The sequence below is a fragment of the Variovorax sp. MHTC-1 genome, assembly GCF_003984645.1.
GTDB lineage: Bacteria > Pseudomonadota > Gammaproteobacteria > Burkholderiales > Burkholderiaceae_C > Variovorax.
This window is the reverse complement of the sequence record NZ_RWKI01000039.1, coordinates 1-18,263: the sequence shown is the minus strand read 5'-3', so window position 1 is coordinate 18,263 and position 18,263 is coordinate 1. Positions and strand designations below refer to the sequence as shown.

Below are 18,263 nucleotides of genomic sequence, written 5' to 3'. Positions count from 1 at the left end.
CTAGCTGTGGGATGAGCTGCCATGGGTGCTCGATCAAGGCGAACGCTGAAATGCTGCGATGCATCTGCTCAATGGCGTGCTCTAGGGGTCAATTCCGTTGCGGGTCACCAGTCCCGCGAAGTCAGGCGCACTCCCGCCGAACCGTCGCGCGCTGCTTTACCAGTGGCGACAAGTGCTCAAGCAATAATCGTGCGGCCGGCGTAAGCGCATCGAAGTCCAACGCACATAGAACGAACTGCCTTTGCGCCCACGGATCCGACAGCGGGACGAAAGCCACCTCCGACGAGCGACGGAAGTTACGCACTATCTGTTTTGACGCCAATGCGATGCCCAAGCCGGCGTGCGCCAGACGGATTCCGGCGTCGAAACTGGTCACGATGGCGCGGTATCGCATCGACCGCTCCAGACCTGGGTCGCTGCGCTCCAACACCGCCCTGAAGGCGGCCGAGTAACCGGCGGCGATATGGTCGAATTCCGCAGTTTCACGGATCGCTATTTGGCGTCGCCGCGCCAGCGGGTGACCTTTTTGCATGACGATACCGAGTTGGTCTCGCCGGTACTCGCGCGTCTGCAGACCCTCGCAATCGACAGCATCCCAGCAGATCCCTAGTTGCGCGACGCCCCGGCGCACACCGAACACAACTTGGGCACTTTGATGTTCTTCAACGTCAACGTGGATGTGCTGGTGCGCCGACACGATGAGAAACGAGGCGAGATCATCGGGAAGGAATTCGGCCACCGCCGTACCTGCAGCGAACAACCGCACCTTCCCGCGGACGAATTCCGCGTGCTCGCTCATGTCCTGCTCCATCTTGCCGATCTTTTCGCGCAGTTCGTAGGCGTGCTGTAACAGCGTCTCGCCGGCAGGCGTGGGCTTTACGCCGGTTTTTCCGCGAACGAGCAGCTTTGCACCGACAGTTTCTTCGAGCTGCGTCAGGCGCTTGCTGATGGCCGAGACGACGATCGTCTCATCCGCAGCAACCCGTGAAAAGCTGCGGGCCTCACAGACTGCGATGAAAAGCCGCAGCGATGTCAAGTCCAGGTCGCGCATGCGGAGATTTTAAGGGGGATGCGTTCATCCTTTCCGAAAAGTGAACACCGATGGGCCGAGAAAGCAGCCACGGATAGGTAACTGGTTAGTAGATTCTCGAAAGGCTACCTTCCTGCCACGTTACGGCACGAGCGCCTGCCATCGCGCCATCTGCGGACGACGGATCGGGCCAGGGGCGTTGCGCCGCATTTCACAACGAAGGAGACAACATGACTTCCACCACCACATTCTCGCGGCGCCACGCCCTGCTAGCCTTGGGCAGCCTGCCCCTGGCCGCGCGGGCACAGATCGACCGGCCCGTGCGCTTCATCCTACCCATCAGCGCCGGCTCGGGCGTGGACACCATTGTGCGGGCCTCGTCGGCCGCCCTCTCCAAGGCCCTGGGCCACATCGTGGTGGTGGAAAACCAGCCCGGCGCCGGCGGGGTGGTGGGCACGCAGACGCTGATCAAAGCGCCGCCCGACGGCATGACGCTCAGCGTGGTCTCGAACAACCACGTGATCTACCCGTCGGTGCTCAAGTCACTGCCCTTCGATCCCCTCAACGACATTACACCCATCGCCGTGATCGGCGCCGGGCCCCTCGTGCTGGTGGTCAACCCCAAGCTGCCGGCCAAGGACTTGAAAAGCTTCATCGCGCTGCTGAAATCCAGCCCCGGCCGCTACAACTTCGCTTCCTCGGGCAACGGGACCATCCTGCACCTCGCCGCAGAGATCTTCAAGGACCTGAGTGGCACTTTTTCCACCCACATCCCATACCGCGGTTTCGGGCCGATGATGCAGGACATCGTCGCGGGTCAGGTCGATTGGGGCGTTGGCGCCTTGTCAGCCGTAGCGAGCCAGGTCAAGGCGGGGAATTTGCGGGCATTGTGCGTGCCTTCGCTGGCGCGCAGCCCGGCCGCGCCGGACATCCCCACTTCGGCCGAGGCTGGCTTGCCTTTCTATGTTGTGGAGGGATGGTTCGGCGTAGTGGGACCCAAGGGCATGCCGGCGGAGGAGGTCAAGCGCATCCACGCGGCTTTCAGCACCGCGTTTGCGACGGCGGAGGTTAAGGAGGCGATGGCCAAGCAGGGCAACATCATCAAGATCTCCACGCCGGAGGCAGCGAAGGAATTCTTCGGCAACGAGCTCAAGCGCTATGCCCGCGTCGTAAAGCGCGCAGGCGTCCAGCCGCAGTAGCCGACGGCATGCGCGCATCCGTTCCAGAAAGTGAACAGGAATGGGGCGAGAAAGCAGACATGGTGAGCCGAGTGGTTTCTAGATTCACGACGTGTCCAGCACATTGCCAAGCCCGCGAAGTGCGTGAGGTGGGCGTGCGCGATGGCCTGCGGATCCTGCCACTCGTCGTCAATGTGAGCACGCCCGAGTACGCGCAAAAATTCGGCGCAGAGTCTGCGAAGTTTGGCGCTCTGTCAAGAAGATCGGATTGGAGCCGCAATGACCGCGCATTTCAACTTTCGTCGAGGGATTGATTCATGAGTGATGTGCCCAAGTTCGTCCGGCTCCGTGAAGAGGGGCCGCGAGAGGGATTTCAGATCGAACCGGGCCCGATCGACACCACCGACAAGATCGCGCTGATCGACGCGTTGTCTCGAACCGGAGTCAAGCGCATTCAGATTGCGTCGTTCGTCAATCCGAAGGCGGTTCCCGGGTGGGCGGACGCAGAAGCCGTGGTGCATGGTTTCAGCGCTAGCGAAGACGTGGCGTACACGGCCCTTTGGTTCAGTGATTCGGGGCTCAAGCGTGCGCTGGCTTTTCGCGACAAGCTCCACGTCGAAGGTGCTCTGATCGTCAGTGCCTCCGATTCATTCTCTAGGGTGAATTTAAATCGCTCCTTCGACGAGCATCTGGCGCTGATGAAAAAGCAAATGTCGTCCCTGCAGGCGAATGACATTTCGGTCCGTGCTGCCGGCGTGATGGCCGCGTTCGGTTGCAACTATTCCGGCGACGTTGGGGCGCAACGGGTGATAGACGTTACTGCGGCCCTGATGCAAGTCGCTGAAGAAGGCGGCGAAAAGATCGAGCAAGTGACACTTGCTGACAGCATGGGCTGGTGCACACCAGCGCGCACCGAGGCACTGGTGGGCGCGATCCGAAATCGCTGGCCCGAACTGCAGATCGTGCTCCACCTGCACGACACCCGCGGAATGGGCATCGCCAGTGCGCATGCCGCGCTAAAGATGGGAATTGCTGACTTCGACAGTACTGTCGGCGGGCTTGGCGGCTGTCCGTTCGCGGGCCGTCCGGGGGCGACCGGCAACATTGCCACCGAGGAGCTCGCCCTGCTGTGTGAAGAGATGGGCATCTCGACCGGAATCGATCTGGACGCACTGATCGACGTCGCCCGCATGGCCGAACGCCTGGTAGGACACCCTTTGCCGAGCACGCTGACACGTGCAGGCAGTTTTGCCAGTTGCCGAAGGAACATGACCACCCAACCCTTACCGGACCTTCCTGTATGAATCCGACATCGATACCTTCCGGGCAGGCGACTCCGCAGCCTCTGAAGGGACTGCGCGTCATAGAGTTCACGCACATGGTGATGGGGCCCGCGTGTGGATTGGTACTTGCAGATCTTGGTGCCGAAGTGATCCGCGTCGAGCCTCCAAAGGGCGATCCCACTCGGGCCCTTTCCGGGGCCGGTGCCGGATTCTTTCCGATGTTCAATCGGAACAAGAAGAGCATCACCTTGGACCTGCATCGTGAGGAAGGCGTGGGCATCGCGCGAACCCTCTGCGCGAGCGCGGACGTGGTCGTGGAAAATTTCAAGCCCGGCACAATGGAAAAGTACGGTCTGGACTACGCATCCTTGAGCGTGGACAACCCCGAGTTGATCTACGCGGCATGCAAGGGCTTCCTGGCCGGTCCATACGCGCACCGGACCGCGCTCGATGAGGTGGTGCAGATGATGGGCGGCCTGGCCTACATGACCGGTCGCCCGGGGGATCCGTTGCGCGCCGGCTCCAGCGTCAACGACATCATGGGCGGCGTCTTTGCGGCGGTCGCCGTGCTCGGCGCGATCATCCAGCGCGGCGTGACCGGGCGTGGCATGGAGGTCAACTCCGCGCTGTACGAGAACAATGTCTTCCTCGTTGGTCAGCACATGATGCAATACGCGGTGACTGGAAAGGCGGCGAGCCCGCTGCCTTTGCGTGAAAGCGCATGGGCGGTGTATGACCTGTTCACTGTTGCCGGGGGGGAGCAGATTTTCCTGGCCGCAGTGAGCGATGCGCAGTGGGCGAGGTTCTGCGACGTACTCAACTTTCCTGATCTCAAGGCAGCGCCAGAGTACGCGACCAACGCAGCGCGTGTGCTGCAGCGACTGAGCTTGCTACCGGTTCTCCGAGAGAGGTTGAGTCATCGCACCGCCTCCGAACTGGTTGCCCTCATGGAACAAGCTGGACTTCCTTTCGCGCCTGTTCGCCGGCCAGAGGACCTCTTCGATGACGGGCACTTACTCGCCACGGGTGGCTTGGCCGACGTGCGGCTTCCGGACGGCCCGAAAGCAGGCATGCATGTGAAAACCACGTTGCTGCCAGTTTCCATGGATGGAAAGCGGCTGGGTGTTCGACTCGATCTTCCCGCCGTTGGACAGCACACGACAGAGATTCTTGCCGACATCGGGTATTCGCCTGAACGGATCGAGCGATTGCATGCTGAAGGGGTTTGCCGCTTGCGTGAGGCCGAGGAGATTTTTGACGAGCAAGTGGAGGGTTGACAGAAGCATCGCGTCGACCCGTAGAAGGGTCTAAATAGGACTCTTCGAAGAATATCTCGCTCACGCTTGGTAGTTCATGGTATTCGGGTGTGGTTGTGAGGGCTCGATCAGAGCGCTGACTGCGGGAGACATCGAAGGTCTGGACAGGCAGCAGGTCACGTTGCTGTCCTATTTTTTGAAAGGCATTGAATGAACGCATCCATTACACGTCGCACGCTCATAGGAGGAGCGGCAGCCACGATCCTGGGCGGCCCGCTGGCCGCAAGGGCACAGACGTATCCATCCAAGCTCATCACGATGCTCAATGCCTTTCCCGCCGGTGGGCAAGCCGACTTAGCCGCGCGAACCATCTTGCCGGCACTGCAGGCGCAGTTGGGGCAGACGGTGATTGTGGAAAATGTGGCCGGCGTGGGCGGCGCATTGGGCGCGCAGAAGCTGCTCAGCGCCACGCCGGACGGTCACACCGTTCTTTTTGGGACGCCGCAGGAACTTGTACAGGCTCCGATGGCCATGGTCGTGGCCAAGTACAAGCCGGAAGACTTCCGCATGGTGGGCCTGGTGGTCAGCACCTATCTCATGTTGCTAGTCCGCCCCGGCCTTGCGGCCAACAGCGTGTCAGAGCTGGTGGCTCTGGCCAAAACATCGGACAGGGAACTGAGCTATGGCAGCAACGGCCGGGGGTCGGCCTACCACCTCGTTGCCGAACGCTTCATGAAGAACACCGGTGTGAAGCTGCTGCACGTGCCTTACAAGGGCGCCGCTCAGTTGCTGCCAGACCTTGTTGGAGGTCAGATCGACATGACCTTCATCGCCCTCGGCGGCCCCATCCCCGGCATGATCCAGAAGGGCCAGCTCAAGGCCCTTGCCATCACCGCGCCACAACGCCATGCCAGCTTCCCCAACGTGCCCACGATGAACGAAACAAAGTTGGTCAGCGACTTCGTGTTCGATCTGTGGGGCGCAGTGATGGTCCACAAGAGCACGCCCGATGCGGTCGTCGTGCGCCTGAATACGGCGCTCAATGAAGTGATGCAAGCGCCTTCCACGAGGCGCGATCTTCTGGCGAGCGGCCTGCTCCCGGCCGGCCCGATGACCCCCGCTGAGGCGTCACAGTTCTATCGCAATGAAATTGCCCGTTACCAGGCCATTGGCAAGACAATCGACTTACAGCCAGAATAATTGGACCGGGCAAGGGATGGGACTTCCTGGAATTCAGAGGACTGGGCCGCTCCGGACTCGGTGTCGCCACTGTGCCTGGCGACTATGAGTACAGCCGAACGCTTTGACCATTACCTTGAATGCCTGTGAGCGCAGGCTTGGGTCACGGACCAGCACGCCGGCCTTCGGGGCTACTGCACGGGCCTGACGCTCGCCCTCGCGCGCGAGAGCGTGGAGTCCATGGCCGCGCGGGTGGATCCGACGCATGCCAGCGCGGCACCACGCATCGCACCAATACGTCAAAGGGCCGAGCGTCTGCCACGTTGATGCTGGTGCGCGTGTCCCAGGGGGTGACGCCTAGGATGGACCGCACCAGCACTCGCTCTAACCAATTCGTCCTATCTGCCGGGTACACCTTGGGGCACACCAAAACTGGCTAGGCGGCGACCTAGATTCGAGGCATCACACCACGGACAACGGCTTCCCCGAACAGGACTATCCACTTGCGAATAGGCTCGCCAACCTACGCCCCCGCACGCGTGCGAGCAGCTAGATGAGTGCCACCACGTCTCTAAGGTGGGCGGCAGAACAGGCAGCACGCTTGTCAGCCGAGGCCTTCACTCATTGGCGCTCAGCTGTGGAACGCTCGCACGCGACGTCGTGCATGCTTGCGCGAAATAATGTATGATGATCATCATGCGAAAGACGAAACACAACGCCAGAACGGCTGCCAAGGAAGCCTCACACGAACGCATCGTGTCCGTAGCCGCGCGGGCGATCCGTCGTAGCGGCTACGACGGTACCGGCGTAGCCGACATCATGAAGGAGGCCGGCCTGACCCACGGCGCCTTTTACGCCCATTTCGATTCACGCGAGGCCATGTTGGCAGAAGCGGCGAGCCGGGCGTGCGCTGAGGCAGCCGCCGCAGCGGCGGGCGTTGTTGCCAGCGTGCGCCCCGAGCAGGCATTGGCATCCATGCTTGGCGCCTATCTCTCGCGGGAGCACTTGGAGCAGATCGAGATGGGATGCCCTCTCGCCGCGCTGGGCTCGGAGACGCCGCGCCAGGCGCCCGAAGTACGCCGAGCGACCACCCGGCACATTAAGGAAACGATTGACCTTGTTGCCCGTCAGTTGCCTGACTGGGGGCAGCCCGGTGCCCACGAACGAGCGCTCGTGACCGTCGCCACCATGGTGGGCACCTTGCTCCTGGCTCGTGCAGTCGACGAGCCCGCACTGTCGAACAGCCTGTGCGAGGCCGCACTGAAGCACCTGTCCGCCGCCTGAACCCGCCAAGACACATCGCCTCTTCGCTCGCCCGTACACATGATGCCCATCATACCAAATCATCAGGATTAGGAGAAAAAACATGAAGGCCTTTGTTCTCGAGCGCTATGGAAAGAAGCGCGCGTTGGAGTTGGAAAACTTGCCGACTCCGGAACTGCGCGACGACGAGGTCCTGGTCCAGGTCCATGCCGCTGGCGTGAACCAGCTGGACTCCAAGATCCGGGATGGAGAGTTCAAGCTCATCCTGCCTTATCGCCTGCCCCTCATCCTGGGCCATGATGTTGCCGGGAAGGTCGTCAAGATCGGGCCGCGCGTGCAACAGTTCAAACTGGGCGATGAGGTCTATGCGCGGCCGGATGATTTTCGGATCGGCACGTTTGCTGAATTCGTCCCCGTCAAGGAAGCGTCGCTGGCGCTCAAGCCCAAGGGTCTCACGATGGAAGAAGCCGCTTCCATTCCTCTCGTGGCTTTGACGGCTTGGCAGGCACTGGTCGAGAAGGCCAACCTGAAAAAAGGACAGAAGGTCTTCATTCAGGCGGGCTCCGGCGGCGTCGGCACTTTTGCGATCCAACTGGCCAAGCACCTGGGCGCCATTGTTGCCACGACGACCAGCACGGCCAATATCGCCCTCGTGAAGAGCCTGGGCGCGGACGTCATCATCGACTACAAGACGCAGGACTTCGAGGATGTCTTGCGCGACTACGACGTGGTCCTGAACAGTCAGGACGGCAAGACGCTCGAAAAATCCCTTCGCGTGCTCAAGGCCGGCGGCAAGCTCATCTCGATTTCCGGACCGCCCGATCCCGAATTCGCCAAGGAAATCGGTGCACCCTGGTTCGTGAAACTGGTCGTGCGGATGTTGAGTTCAGGAGTCAGGCGAAGGGCAAAGAGCCGCGGGGTTGGCTTCTCGTTCCTTTTCATGAAGGCGAGCGGGAGCCAGCTGCGCGACATCACCCGTCTCATCGATGCCGGCTTCATTCGTCCTGTGATCGACCGGGTCTTCCGGTTCGAGCAAACCAACGAAGCCCTGGCCTACGTCGAAGCGGGCCGCGCCAAGGGCAAGGTCGTCATCAAGATCAGATAGCGCGATCCGCTGCGCTCCAAGAGTTCTCTTCTCAGGCTTCCTGATTCTTCCAATCCACCAAAAAACACCATGCTCTTCCAGCCCCTCATCAACCCTTCTATTCAACTCGCCAACCGCGCCGTGATGGCGCCCATGACGCGCAGCCGCGCCGACGATGCCAACACACCCAACGCACTGATGGCCGAGTACTACGGCCAGCGCGCAACGGCCGGCCTGATCATCACCGAGGGGACCTCGCCGTCGCCCAACGGCCTGGGCTACGCACGCATTCCGGGGCTCTTCAACGATGCGCAGGTGCGCGGATGGAAGACGGTGACCGAGGCGGTCCACGCCAAGGGCGGCAAGATCTTCGTGCAACTGATGCACACCGGCCGCGTGGCCCACGTGGCCAACCTGCCGGCGGGCGCGCAGGTGGTGGGGCCGACGTCCACTGCCTGTCCCGGCGAGATGTACACCGATTCACAGGGCATGCAGCCGCACAGCATCCCTCGCGCGATGACCGCTCCCGACATCGCCGACGCCGTCCAGGAGTTCGCCCGCTCGGCGCAGCTCGCCATTAAAGCGGGATTCGATGGCGTGGAGCTGCATGCCGCAAACGGCTATTTGATCGAACAGTTCCTGAACGCCAATGTGAACCAGCGTACCGGCGCCTACGGCGGCAGTATCAAGTGCCGCAATCGATTCGCGCTTGAGGTCGCCCGCGCCACGGCAGCCGCCATCGGTGCCCATCGCGTCGGTATCCGGCTGTCGCCCTACGGCGCGCTCAACGGCACCGGCGCATTCCCCGACATCGAGGCGCAGTACCTGGCACTCACCCAGGAACTCTCGCAGCTGGGCTTGCTGTACATCCACCTGCTGGATCACTCGGCGATGGGCGCGCCGCCGGTGCCTGCCGACTTGAAGTCACGGCTTCGCGCTGCATTCCAGGGCTTGTTCATTCTTGCTGGCGGCTTCGATCGTAGCGGGGCGGAAAGTGCGCTCAAGACAGGCCAGGCAGATCTCATTGCCTTCGCCCGTCCCTTCCTTGCCAACCCCGACCTGGTGGAGCGCATGCGAGCCGAAGCGGAACTGAACGCCATAGATATGGCGACGTTCTACACGCCAGGCTCAAAGGGCTACACCGACTATCCGACCCTTGCGCAACGATCCGCTGTGCCTGCATGAACGTCGCACACATCTAGACCATTCACATCCTGGAGCTTGATGCAATGCGTTATCAACTAAAAGCAGGCGTCCTGGCTTTCGCCCTGGCCGCGCCGTTCATTTCACCGGCGGCAGGGGCAAGCGAGGGTTCAAACGGCAGCAAGACCAGTCAGCCGTCATCGGCACAGGCCGAGGGGTTCTCCTGGACCAACGTGTCGACGAAAACCATCGCCGCGCAGGGCGTCAACTTCGCATACCGCGAGCTCGGGAGGCGAAACGGCGGGGTGCCCTTGGTGCTTCTGAACCACCTGGCAGCCGTGCTGGACAACTGGGACCCCCGCGTTGTGGACGGCATGGCGGCGAAGCACCATGTGATCGTCTTCGACAACCGAGGCGTTGGCGCGTCCAGCGGCTCGCCGTCAAATTCAATGGAACAGATGGCGGACGATGCCGTCATTTTCATCAAGGCGATGGGGTTCAAGCAAGTTGACCTCCTCGGCTTTTCGATGGGCGGAATGATCGCCCAGGAAATTGTGCTGAAGGAGCCGCAACTCGTCCGCAAGATGATTCTCGCGGGTACTGGTCCCGCTGGTGGCGAGGGCATCAGCACGGTGGCTGGCGTCGCAAACTACGACCTGCTTCGAGGCTTGATGACAGGCCAGGATCCAAAGCAATTCCTGTTCTTCACTCGTACCCCCAATGGCATCGAGGCTGGCAAGGCGTTTCTGGCGCGATTGAAGGAACGCTCGGACGACCGCGACAAGGACATCACCGTGAGCGCGTACGTGGCGCAGCTCCAGGCGCTGGGCGCCTGGGGTCAGAAGAAGCCTGCCGACCTTTCGGTGGTCAAGCATCCCGTGCTCGTTGTCAATGGTGACGATGACCGGATGGTCCCGACGACAAATACGCGCGACCTGGAGCGACGCCTTCCGAACAGCACGCTCATCATCTATCCCGACGCCGGCCACGGCGGAGTGTTTCAGTTTCATGCCGACTTTGTGCCCAAGGCCCTGGAATTCCTTGCTCGATAAAGCATGGCACCTACCCGCGAGAAAGATCCCGACATGACCGATACACACCTCACCGCCGCGACCCGTTTCGTGGAGGTCGATGGCAATCGATTCGCCTATCGCCGCTGGGGCAACAGCAGCACAGAACAGCCGCCACTGTTCTTCCTTCAACACTTCCGTGGAGGCATGGATCACTGGGACCCGCTCATGACCGATGGCCTGGCCGCAGGGCGTGAGGTCATTCTCTACAACGGGCGCGGAATTGCATCCTCTTCTGGCGAGCCGCGCACCCGAATCGAACACATGGCCGATGACGCAGCCGCGGTCATTCGGAAACTCGGATTGGAAAAGGTCGATGTCCTGGGTTTCTCCCTCGGTGGCTTTCAGGCCCAGGATCTGACGCGACGCCATCCGGATCTCGTGCGCAAGCTCATGCTGCTCGGGACGGGGCCTCGTGGCGGGAATCCGGATTCAGATCCTGGCGTGCTGGAGGCTGCTCCGCGCCCAGTTCCGACTGTGGATGACTTTCTTTTTCTGTTCTTCGGTCGATCTGAGGCCGCGAGAAGCGCCGGGCGCGACTTCTGGAACCGCCGTCACCAGCGCGTAGATCAAGACCCACCCAGTTCGCCTGCGGTGATCCAGGCTCAGATCGAGGCAAACATGTACTACTTGCCCAAACTGGATCCCAAAGAACCGTTCGCTCACCTGCGCGAAATCAAGCAGCCAACCTTCATCTTCAATGGCGTGGACGACGTGATGATTCCCACCATTAATTCCTGGCACATGGCCCAGAACATCCCGAACGCGCAGCTATTTATCTATCCTGACGCCGGTCACGCAGCCCAGTTCCAGTACCCCGAGCGCTTCTTGAAACATGCCATCCAGTTTCTGAACGAGTAGCGCACTTGCATCATGTTCAAGTTCAAATTCTTGCTATGGGCCCTGACGAAACTGTTGCAGAGGGCCGTCAAAAATGAGCCCGGGTGCGCCAAGTATGTGAAGGGCAAGGAGCTGGTATTCCAGATTCAAACGATGGACGGGATTGGCCGGCATTTCCGCGTCAAGGATGGCGCGGTGAGTTCGTCCGCGGGACTCGCCCAAGCTCCAAAGTTCACCATGACCTTTAGAGATGCCGCTAAGGGCTTTGCGATTCTGTCCGCCAAAGATGGCAAAGAAGCCTTTCTGGCAGCACTTCACGACGAGGACCTGGTGATCAGTGGCGACTTTGTCGAAGTGATGTGGTTTCAGGGATTAACGGAATACTTGCAGCCCGGTAAGAAGCCTGCGCACTAGAAGGCACGGTCCGGTAGGCTGACCAGATCGCGAGCGCGGTACGCACACGAGACACGAGGTAATCAATGACCAATTCCGACAAACATCTTCACCCTGGAGCGGGTATGTCCTATGTAAACACTGCGAACCTGTCAATCAATGTCGGTGGGACTGCCTTTGCCTACCGCGAACTGGGGCCTCGTAGTGGAGTGCCACTGATTCTTCTCAACCATTGGGGTGCGGTATTGGACAACTTTGATCCACGGATCGTCGATGGCCTTGCCAGCAAGCGCCGGGTCATCGCCACTGACTACCGGGGGATTGGCGCGTCAGGCGGGACAGCACCTGTGACCGTCGATGAAATGGCGCGGGATGCGATCGCCCTGATTCGCGCGCTGGGCTTCGAGAAGGTTGACCTCCTCGGATTTTCCCTCGGAGGATTCGTGGCACAGGACATCGCACTGAAAGCCCCAGACCTGGTGCGCAAACTCATTTTGGCCGGCACGGGTCCGGCCGGCGGCAAAGACATCGACAAGGTATGGTCAGTTTCCTGGCCATTGATGATCAAAGGCGCGCTGACGCTGCGGGATCCGAAGTTCTACCTGTTCTTCACATCCACAGTCAATGGCCGCCAAGCCGCGAAAGGCTTTTTGAAAACGACGGAAAGAGCGCAAAGCCGATCGGGACAAAGAAATCACGCCAAGCGCGTTCTTGCGGCAGTTGAAGGCGATTCATGCATGGGGCCGACAGGCGCCCCAGGATCTCGGCGGTATCCGAATCCCGGTGCTCATCGCCAACGGTGACAACGACATCATGGTGCCCACCGTGAACACTGCTGAACTGGCACGTCGCATCCCGAATTCGGAACTGATCATTTATGAAGACGCTGGGCATGGCGGGATCTTCCAGAACTATGCCGATTTCGTGCCAAAGGCCATGTCCTTCCTCGATGCCTGACACCGTAGATCATGCCAAAGAGCTAAGTCAGCGAAGTCAACCTGTCCACGCGCAGTGACTGATCTCGACCAGCCCCAGCCCGTTCATGAACATGTTCCGCAAGCGGCTGCTGCACGGCACAAGCTTCAACGTCGACAAGCTCAAGACCCGGCCATTGATCGCAATTGCCAATTCGCACACCGAACTGACGACGGACCACTCGCATCTGGACCGGCTTGCCCGCAAAGTCCATGACGGCATCTTGGCGGCCGGCGGGGAATCGGCCGACTTCAACGCGCCCGTGCCTCGCCCGGCAGGCAGTGCTGGCCTTCCGTTTAAAACTTGGTGTTCGCCCTTCCCTTCAATCCGAGCATTTCCCTGGCCTCGGCCGGCGACGCGGCCTCGAGCCCGTGTTCGTTGAGCATCCGGCGAATCTTGGTGACCTGCTGTGCGTTCGACTCCGCCAGCTGGCCGCGCGAGATGAACAAGGAATCCTCCAGACCGACCCGGACGTTTCCGCCCAGCGTTGCAGCTGCCGTGGCCAAGTCCATCTGCGAGGCGCCTGCCCCAAGGACCGACCACCTGTAGGAGTCGCCGAAGAGCTTGTCCGCGGTGCGCTTCATGAAAACCAAGTTTTCGAGGTCGGCACCAATCCCGCCCAGGATGCCGAGAACGAACTGGATGAAGACGGGCGGTTTGAACATGCCAGTGTCGATGCAGAACTTCAGGTTGTAGAGGTGGCCGATGTCGTAGCACTCGTGCTCGAACTTCACGTTCTCTTCCTCGCCCAGTTCTCTTGCCACCATCGCAATGTCTCGAAAGGTGTTCCGGAAGATGTAGCTGTCGGAGTTCGCCAGGTAGTCGTGCTCCCAGTCGAACCGCCATGACTGGTACTTCGACGCGAGCGGATGCATGGAGAAGTTCATGCTTCCCATGTTGAGCGAGGTCATCTCGGGTGACACGCGCTTGGCCGGAGCGATCCGTTCTGCGACGGTGTTTGTGAGGCTGCCGCCGGTAGACAGGTTGATCACCGCATCGGTCGCATCCTTGATCTGCGGCAGGAAGCCCATGAAGTGCTCGGGATCGATCGAGACCGCGCCGTTCACCGGATTTCGCGCATGCAGGTGCAGGATGGCCGCGCCTGCCTCGGCAGCCGCGATGGCTTGGCGCGCAATGTCCTCGGCCTTGTAGGGCAGAGCGTCCGACATCGTGGGCGTGTGGATTGCGCCTGTCACGGCGCACGTGATGATGACCTTGCGTCCAGATTGCTTCACGGCAAGAACCTTTCCCTAGAAGGCGAACGCCAGCGACTTGAGGCCTAGCAGAATGGCTGCGCCTGCGGCCACGTAGCCGTGGGCCTGGTAGTAGTCGTCGACGTGCCTGCGGGGGACCATGTAGATTCCGTTGCAGCCGCCGACGGCAATCATCTCTTCCTGCTGGTCGGCTTCGAGCGATAGCGTTCGGTTCTCAGACCCGCTCGTCGCTAAGCCCGCAGGTCCATGCGTACCGCCATTCCGGTCGAGGGTGTGGTTCATGGTCTTTCTCCACGCTGTTCGCGGGCTACTGCGGCGTCAGTTCGATGCGCGAAGCAATCGACTTGAACTTGGTCGTTTCAGCCTGGTAGTAGCTGTTGGCCTGTTCGAGAGTGAGCGCCTTGACCGGCAGCGCGGCCGCTTCCTGCAGAAACTTCTGGTATTCCTCGGACGAGACGATCTCGCCGAGATGCTTCGACAGCGAGAGCGCGGTCGCTTCGGGAACCGTGCCGGGAATGAAGACGCCTGCCCAGGCGCTGTAGACGAAGTTCCTGAGGTGCTTTCCTTCGCTGAGCGTGGGTACGTTGGGCAGGTTCGGGTTGCGCTGTGTGTTCGCGACGCCGATCGCCTTGATCTTTCCGGTCTTGATCATCTCGATCACGCTCGGCGCCAAAGGCACGAACGCCATATCGATCTCCTTGGTCAGGAGCGCCTGGATGACGGGGGCCGCGCCCTTGTAGGGAACGTCCAGCACCTTGATGCCGGTCGCGAGCTTGAAATCTGCGTTGACGAGATAGGGGGCGCTGCCGTGGCCCCAGCTGCCGAAGCTGACTTCCTTGCCCGCCGCTTTTGAGCGCTCGATGAGCTCGTCCAGGTTCTTGTAGGAGTGATCGGCATTGGTGACCAAGGTGAAGTCAGTCGGCAGGATCGTCGCCAGAAGGCGGTAGTTCTCGGACTTGTACTTCACCTGCGAGATGGCCAGGGGCGCCAGGATCAGGTCATTGCCGGTCGTGACCAGGAGCGTGCTGCCGTCGGGCGCGGCGTTGAGGACGTTGGTGGCCCCGATCGAGCCCCCCGCGCCGGGTATGTTTTCGATGATGACCGGATGGCCGAGGGCCGCCCCGAGCTTCGCTTGCAGCTTCCGCGCGGCGACGTCCGCCGGGCCACCCGCCGGGTATGCGACGCGAATCACCGTCGTTCGGTTGGCGGTCTGGGCTTGAGAGACCACAGCCGCGAAGCAAGACGCAGCGACCAGGGTGCCGAGGATTTTGGACGGCAGGTTCATGACTGGCTCCTAGATTTGGATTTGCCGAAAGAGAAGAAGGTTGCGATTCCGCGATGGGCGATCAGTCGAACGCACCCGTAGGGGCTCGGCGGCTGCGCACGGCGCCCTGCTTTTGGAGCGCCGCGATTTCAGCCTCCGTGATCCCCAGCTCGCCGAGGACCTGGGCATTGCATTCGCCCTGAAAGTACGGGATTCCCGGCGCGGGCAGTTCGCACCCGCCGAACCGCCAAGGCGGGCCGGGCATGCGCATGGTTCCGCCACTCCGGTCGTCGATTTCCACGATGGCGCCCCAGTCCTTTGCCCAATCGGACTCGGCGAGCTCTTCGGTGGTCCGGACCACTCCGATCGCCAGGCCGGCCTCGCTGACCTGCGCTTGCAGCTGGTCCAGGTCCGTGAACGTCTGGATCCAGGCTTTCACTTCGGCCAGGAAAGCCTGCAGGTTCGCCTTGCGCAGGGTCGCCGTCGCGAATCGGGGATCGCGCAGCAGGTCCGTGCGCCGCATCATCGAGCAGTACCGGACGAACATCGGCGAGAAGACGGGGCTGGTGGCGATGGTCAGGTAGCGGCCATCCGGAAGTTCGAAGATCGGAGACTCGTTCGCGCTCAGCGCGATGGGCTCGTCGTTCACTTCCATCTGAGCGAGCTGCGCTCCTGCGCGCTCATTGACCGCGAGCATTGTTGCGGCCATGGAAACGTCGACGTGCTGCCCATTTCCTGTCTGCGCCCGATGGTGGAGCGCCGCGAGGACAGCCAGCGCGGCCTCGAGTCCCGTGTAAACGTCCGCGTGGCTGCAGGCATCGTTTCGGACTTCGTTCATCGCACCGTCATAGTGCCGCCGCACGATGTCTGTGAGGCCGGTTTCCGCGTGAACGGTCGGGGCAAAGGCCGGACGGTTTCGCCAGGGACCCGTTTGGCCGTACCCGCTGATCGACACGTAGACGATGGACGGGTTGATCTTCGCGACGTCTTCGTAGCCCAGGCCGAACCGCGCCAGGGTTCCAGGCCGGAAGTTCTCGACGATCACGTCGGCGTCCTTGCAGAGCTTGTGGGCGATCGCGCGCGCCTCGGGCCAGTTCAGGTCGATGCAGATGTTGCGCTTGCCCGCGTTCTGCTGCGCGTAGTACGTCGACATTGCCCCGACGTGAGGGACGCCGGCGCGGCCGACATCTCCCGCCGGCGGTTCGATCTTGATCACGTCGGCGCCGAGGTCCCGCAACGTCTTGGTGCAGCACGGGCCAGACAGGACGCGGGTGAAGTCAATGACCCGCACGCCACTGAGGGGAGCCACCATGATCAGTTCCCCTCGAACACGGCGGAACCGGGCCCGGTCACGGCGAAGGCCTTCAAGCCGCGCTGGTGGTCTTCGCTGCGCCACATGCCGGTGTTCGCCTCTTCTTGCAGCGTGTCGGCGGTCGCGACCCCGCGGCGAGCCGCCGCGTTGGCAAGGGTCTTGATATTTCGGAACGCCACGGTCGGCCCGGCCGCAAGTTGCCGTGCCCATGACATGGAAACGTTGGGGAGTTCGCTTTCCGGGGTGACCAGGTTGATGATTCCCCAGCGCTCAAGGGCGCGAGGATCCTGGCGGCGACCGAACATGGCCAGCTCCTTCGCGCGCGCGACACCCGCCCGCTCGACGACACGTTGCACGCCGCCTAGCAACGGGATCAGGCCCAGGGATGCTTCAGCCATCCCGAACGTGGCGGTTTCGGCGGCGATCACCATGTCGCACATCAGTGCCAGCTCGAAGCCACCGCCCAGGGCGGCGCCATGCACGGCGGCGACCACCGGCACCGGCGTGTCCTCGAGTTGGGCCCAGAGCTTGACCAGTTCGTCCTGGGACCACCGTTGGGTGGTGATGCTGTCCAGGTCCGCGCCGGCGCAAAAGTGCCGCATCTCGCTGCGAAGAAGAATCGACCTGCACCCGCCCTGCACGGCCGTCGCATAGGCGTCGCCCAGGCTGGCCAGCATGGCGTTGTCGATAAGGTTGTGCGGCGGCTTCGCCATGGTCACGACCGCAACCGCACCGTCCTTCTCAAATCGAATCGAACCCATGACCATTTCCTTTCAAGAGATTCAAGCGTTGGCGGACGATAACACTGTTAACACGGCGCCTGTTATCAGTGTTAACCCTGACGTGTTCCGAGGATCGATGGGCTCTCGATCCGCTAAGCTCACCCGAACACAACCTCACGCCATGGCAACTGCTTCCCCCAAACGCGCTCGCAAGTCACCGGTGCCGCACAGGCTGCGGCAGTTGCCCCCACAGCTCAGGGAGCCCGCCTATGAGAAGGGTGGGCTGCGCAACGCGCTCGTGGAGGAGGGGCGAAAGATGTTCGAGGAGAACGGCGCCATGGAGCTGAGTCTTCGTGCGCTGGCGCGAAGGCTGGGTGTTTCCGAGGCCGCACCGTCGCGGCACTTCAAGGGCAAGGAAGAGTTGCTGGCGGCGATCGCAGTCAGTGGCTTCGTCGAGCTTGCCGAGCAGCGAAAGGGCATCGCGGCCCAGAACCTGCCGCCCTTTGCGATGGCAAGGGAAATGATGCTGAGCTACGTGCGCTTCGCTCAAGCACACTCGGGGCTTTTCGACCTGATGACGGGGCCGCGCCTCCTGAGGGAGTTCGTTCGAGGGGACGTCGAGGCCACCAGCAACATCTCGTACTCGTTCTTCGCCGAATCCGTCTTTTCCCTGGCGAGGGAGTCGGGCTGGCCAGAGGAGCAGATGCACTACCTGTCACACGCTGCGTGGTCGATGGAGCACGGCGTTGCGGCGCTGATCCTGGCCGACAGGATTCCCCGCACGGACAGCAACCTCGACCTGGAAGCGATGATCGACTTCTCGATCAACTCATTCCTCGTCGCAGTCGTCGGTGGCCCCCATCGTTTCGCTGAAATTTGCGCCCCGATCATGCCCAAGGGGCGTGAGAAGGGCGCGGCTAGGCCGGCTCCCGCGCGGGCCTGATCTCAGTCCGAATTAGCGCCGGAGGCGCGATAAGTGGCCACTCGCGAAGTTCAATCGGCAGCTCCACTTTTGCACGCGAGTCGCTGACAACGAGCAATGTCCGCTTCTCTGATC

17 protein-coding genes and 2 pseudogenes are annotated in these 18,263 nt (G+C 61.7%); 13 read left to right on the top strand and 6 right to left on the bottom strand.

The window, feature by feature from the left end; genetic code table 11:
* Nucleotides 1–121 precede the first annotated feature (121 nt).
* Nucleotides 122–1,051, bottom strand: a complete 930-nt coding sequence (locus EJI01_RS27395; protein ID WP_126840266.1) for a LysR substrate-binding domain-containing protein — start codon at nucleotides 1,049–1,051, stop codon at nucleotides 122–124.
* A 209-nt stretch (nucleotides 1,052–1,260) separates the two neighbouring features.
* Between EJI01_RS27395 and EJI01_RS27390 the strand changes: the two genes are divergently transcribed.
* From EJI01_RS27390 to EJI01_RS27340, 12 genes and pseudogenes are all read left to right on the top strand, one after another.
* The gene (locus tag EJI01_RS27390) at nucleotides 1,261–2,229 is read left to right on the top strand and encodes a Bug family tripartite tricarboxylate transporter substrate binding protein (RefSeq protein WP_126840265.1); all 969 of its coding nucleotides are present in this window, start codon (nucleotides 1,261–1,263) and stop codon (nucleotides 2,227–2,229) included.
* A gap of 296 nt (nucleotides 2,230–2,525) precedes the next feature.
* Nucleotides 2,526–3,512 (top strand): hydroxymethylglutaryl-CoA lyase, encoded by a 987-nt coding sequence (locus EJI01_RS27385; protein ID WP_126840264.1) that lies wholly within the window; start codon nucleotides 2,526–2,528, stop codon nucleotides 3,510–3,512.
* Nucleotides 3,509–4,768, top strand: coding sequence for a CaiB/BaiF CoA transferase family protein (locus EJI01_RS27380; RefSeq protein ID WP_126840263.1), 1,260 nt, complete (start codon nucleotides 3,509–3,511; stop codon nucleotides 4,766–4,768). Before EJI01_RS27385 ends, EJI01_RS27380 begins: the two co-directional genes overlap by 4 nt.
* 189 nt (nucleotides 4,769–4,957) lie before the next feature.
* Entirely contained in the window at nucleotides 4,958–5,947 is a 990-nt protein-coding gene (locus tag EJI01_RS27375) for a Bug family tripartite tricarboxylate transporter substrate binding protein (protein ID WP_126840262.1), read from the top strand.
* Nucleotides 5,948–6,031: 84 nt separating this feature from the next.
* Nucleotides 6,032–6,294: pseudogene (locus EJI01_RS29760) on the top strand (transposase); the annotation flags it as partial.
* 316 nt (nucleotides 6,295–6,610) lie between these two features.
* On the top strand, nucleotides 6,611–7,210 hold the full coding sequence (locus tag EJI01_RS27370; RefSeq protein WP_126840261.1) for a TetR/AcrR family transcriptional regulator: 600 nt from the start codon (nucleotides 6,611–6,613) through the stop codon (nucleotides 7,208–7,210).
* A gap of 82 nt (nucleotides 7,211–7,292) precedes the next feature.
* Complete coding sequence (locus tag EJI01_RS27365) at nucleotides 7,293–8,294, top strand: NADP-dependent oxidoreductase (RefSeq protein WP_126840260.1); 1,002 nt, start codon at nucleotides 7,293–7,295, stop codon at nucleotides 8,292–8,294.
* Nucleotides 8,295–8,363: 69 nt separating this feature from the next.
* Nucleotides 8,364–9,458 (top strand): alkene reductase, encoded by a 1,095-nt coding sequence (locus EJI01_RS27360; protein ID WP_126840259.1) that lies wholly within the window; start codon nucleotides 8,364–8,366, stop codon nucleotides 9,456–9,458.
* A gap of 44 nt (nucleotides 9,459–9,502) precedes the next feature.
* Nucleotides 9,503–10,468 (top strand): alpha/beta fold hydrolase, encoded by a 966-nt coding sequence (locus EJI01_RS27355; RefSeq protein WP_126840258.1) that lies wholly within the window; start codon nucleotides 9,503–9,505, stop codon nucleotides 10,466–10,468.
* Nucleotides 10,469–10,501: 33 nt separating this feature from the next.
* Entirely contained in the window at nucleotides 10,502–11,347 is an 846-nt protein-coding gene (locus EJI01_RS27350) for an alpha/beta fold hydrolase (protein ID WP_126840257.1), read from the top strand.
* Nucleotides 11,348–11,359: 12 nt separating this feature from the next.
* Entirely contained in the window at nucleotides 11,360–11,740 is a 381-nt protein-coding gene (locus EJI01_RS27345; protein ID WP_126840256.1) for a helicase, read from the top strand.
* Nucleotides 11,741–11,844: 104 nt separating this feature from the next.
* Nucleotides 11,845–12,676: pseudogene (locus EJI01_RS27340) on the top strand (alpha/beta fold hydrolase).
* Nucleotides 12,677–12,990: 314 nt separating this feature from the next.
* On the opposite strand, the gene EJI01_RS27330 reads toward EJI01_RS27340, so the two are convergent.
* The 5 genes from EJI01_RS27330 to EJI01_RS27310 all read right to left on the bottom strand — a co-directional run bounded on the left by EJI01_RS27330 (nucleotide 12,991) and on the right by EJI01_RS27310 (nucleotide 17,245).
* Complete coding sequence (locus EJI01_RS27330) at nucleotides 12,991–13,929, bottom strand: 3-keto-5-aminohexanoate cleavage protein (RefSeq protein ID WP_126840254.1); 939 nt, start codon at nucleotides 13,927–13,929, stop codon at nucleotides 12,991–12,993.
* Nucleotides 13,930–13,944: 15 nt separating this feature from the next.
* The gene (locus tag EJI01_RS27325; protein ID WP_126840253.1) at nucleotides 13,945–14,190 is read right to left on the bottom strand and encodes a hypothetical protein; all 246 of its coding nucleotides are present in this window, start codon (nucleotides 14,188–14,190) and stop codon (nucleotides 13,945–13,947) included.
* Nucleotides 14,191–14,215: 25 nt separating this feature from the next.
* On the bottom strand, nucleotides 14,216–15,193 hold the full coding sequence (locus tag EJI01_RS27320) for a tripartite tricarboxylate transporter substrate binding protein (protein ID WP_126840252.1): 978 nt from the start codon (nucleotides 15,191–15,193) through the stop codon (nucleotides 14,216–14,218).
* Nucleotides 15,194–15,254: 61 nt separating this feature from the next.
* The gene (locus EJI01_RS27315; protein WP_185879085.1) at nucleotides 15,255–16,484 is read right to left on the bottom strand and encodes a CaiB/BaiF CoA transferase family protein; all 1,230 of its coding nucleotides are present in this window, start codon (nucleotides 16,482–16,484) and stop codon (nucleotides 15,255–15,257) included.
* Nucleotides 16,485–16,486: 2 nt separating this feature from the next.
* Nucleotides 16,487–17,245, bottom strand: coding sequence for an enoyl-CoA hydratase/isomerase family protein (locus EJI01_RS27310; RefSeq protein WP_126840251.1), 759 nt, complete (start codon nucleotides 17,243–17,245; stop codon nucleotides 16,487–16,489).
* Nucleotides 17,246–17,387: 142 nt separating this feature from the next.
* On the opposite strand from EJI01_RS27310, the gene EJI01_RS27305 reads away from it, so the two are divergent.
* On the top strand, nucleotides 17,388–18,149 hold the full coding sequence (locus tag EJI01_RS27305) for a TetR/AcrR family transcriptional regulator (protein ID WP_185879084.1): 762 nt from the start codon (nucleotides 17,388–17,390) through the stop codon (nucleotides 18,147–18,149).
* The last annotated feature ends 114 nt before the right edge of the window (nucleotides 18,150–18,263 follow it).

What these genes read in the sequence shown, in the direction of transcription:
- EJI01_RS27395 (WP_126840266.1), bottom strand. Translation starts at nt 1,051, where the DNA reads ATGCGCGACCTGGACTTGACATCGCTGCGGCTTTTCATCGCAGTCTGT.
- EJI01_RS27390 (WP_126840265.1), top strand. Translation starts at nt 1,261, where the DNA reads ATGACTTCCACCACCACATTCTCGCGGCGCCACGCCCTGCTAGCCTTG.
- EJI01_RS27385 (WP_126840264.1), top strand. Translation starts at nt 2,526, where the DNA reads ATGAGTGATGTGCCCAAGTTCGTCCGGCTCCGTGAAGAGGGGCCGCGA.
- EJI01_RS27380 (WP_126840263.1), top strand. Translation starts at nt 3,509, where the DNA reads ATGAATCCGACATCGATACCTTCCGGGCAGGCGACTCCGCAGCCTCTG.
- EJI01_RS27375 (WP_126840262.1), top strand. Translation starts at nt 4,958, where the DNA reads ATGAACGCATCCATTACACGTCGCACGCTCATAGGAGGAGCGGCAGCC.
- EJI01_RS27370 (WP_126840261.1), top strand. Translation starts at nt 6,611, where the DNA reads ATGATGATCATCATGCGAAAGACGAAACACAACGCCAGAACGGCTGCC.
- EJI01_RS27365 (WP_126840260.1), top strand. Translation starts at nt 7,293, where the DNA reads ATGAAGGCCTTTGTTCTCGAGCGCTATGGAAAGAAGCGCGCGTTGGAG.
- EJI01_RS27360 (WP_126840259.1), top strand. Translation starts at nt 8,364, where the DNA reads ATGCTCTTCCAGCCCCTCATCAACCCTTCTATTCAACTCGCCAACCGC.
- EJI01_RS27355 (WP_126840258.1), top strand. Translation starts at nt 9,503, where the DNA reads ATGCGTTATCAACTAAAAGCAGGCGTCCTGGCTTTCGCCCTGGCCGCG.
- EJI01_RS27350 (WP_126840257.1), top strand. Translation starts at nt 10,502, where the DNA reads ATGACCGATACACACCTCACCGCCGCGACCCGTTTCGTGGAGGTCGAT.
- EJI01_RS27345 (WP_126840256.1), top strand. Translation starts at nt 11,360, where the DNA reads ATGTTCAAGTTCAAATTCTTGCTATGGGCCCTGACGAAACTGTTGCAG.
- EJI01_RS27325 (WP_126840253.1), bottom strand. Translation starts at nt 14,190, where the DNA reads ATGAACCACACCCTCGACCGGAATGGCGGTACGCATGGACCTGCGGGC.
- EJI01_RS27320 (WP_126840252.1), bottom strand. Translation starts at nt 15,193, where the DNA reads ATGAACCTGCCGTCCAAAATCCTCGGCACCCTGGTCGCTGCGTCTTGC.
- EJI01_RS27315 (WP_185879085.1), bottom strand. Translation starts at nt 16,484, where the DNA reads ATGGTGGCTCCCCTCAGTGGCGTGCGGGTCATTGACTTCACCCGCGTC.
- EJI01_RS27310 (WP_126840251.1), bottom strand. Translation starts at nt 17,245, where the DNA reads ATGGGTTCGATTCGATTTGAGAAGGACGGTGCGGTTGCGGTCGTGACC.
- EJI01_RS27305 (WP_185879084.1), top strand. Translation starts at nt 17,388, where the DNA reads ATGGCAACTGCTTCCCCCAAACGCGCTCGCAAGTCACCGGTGCCGCAC.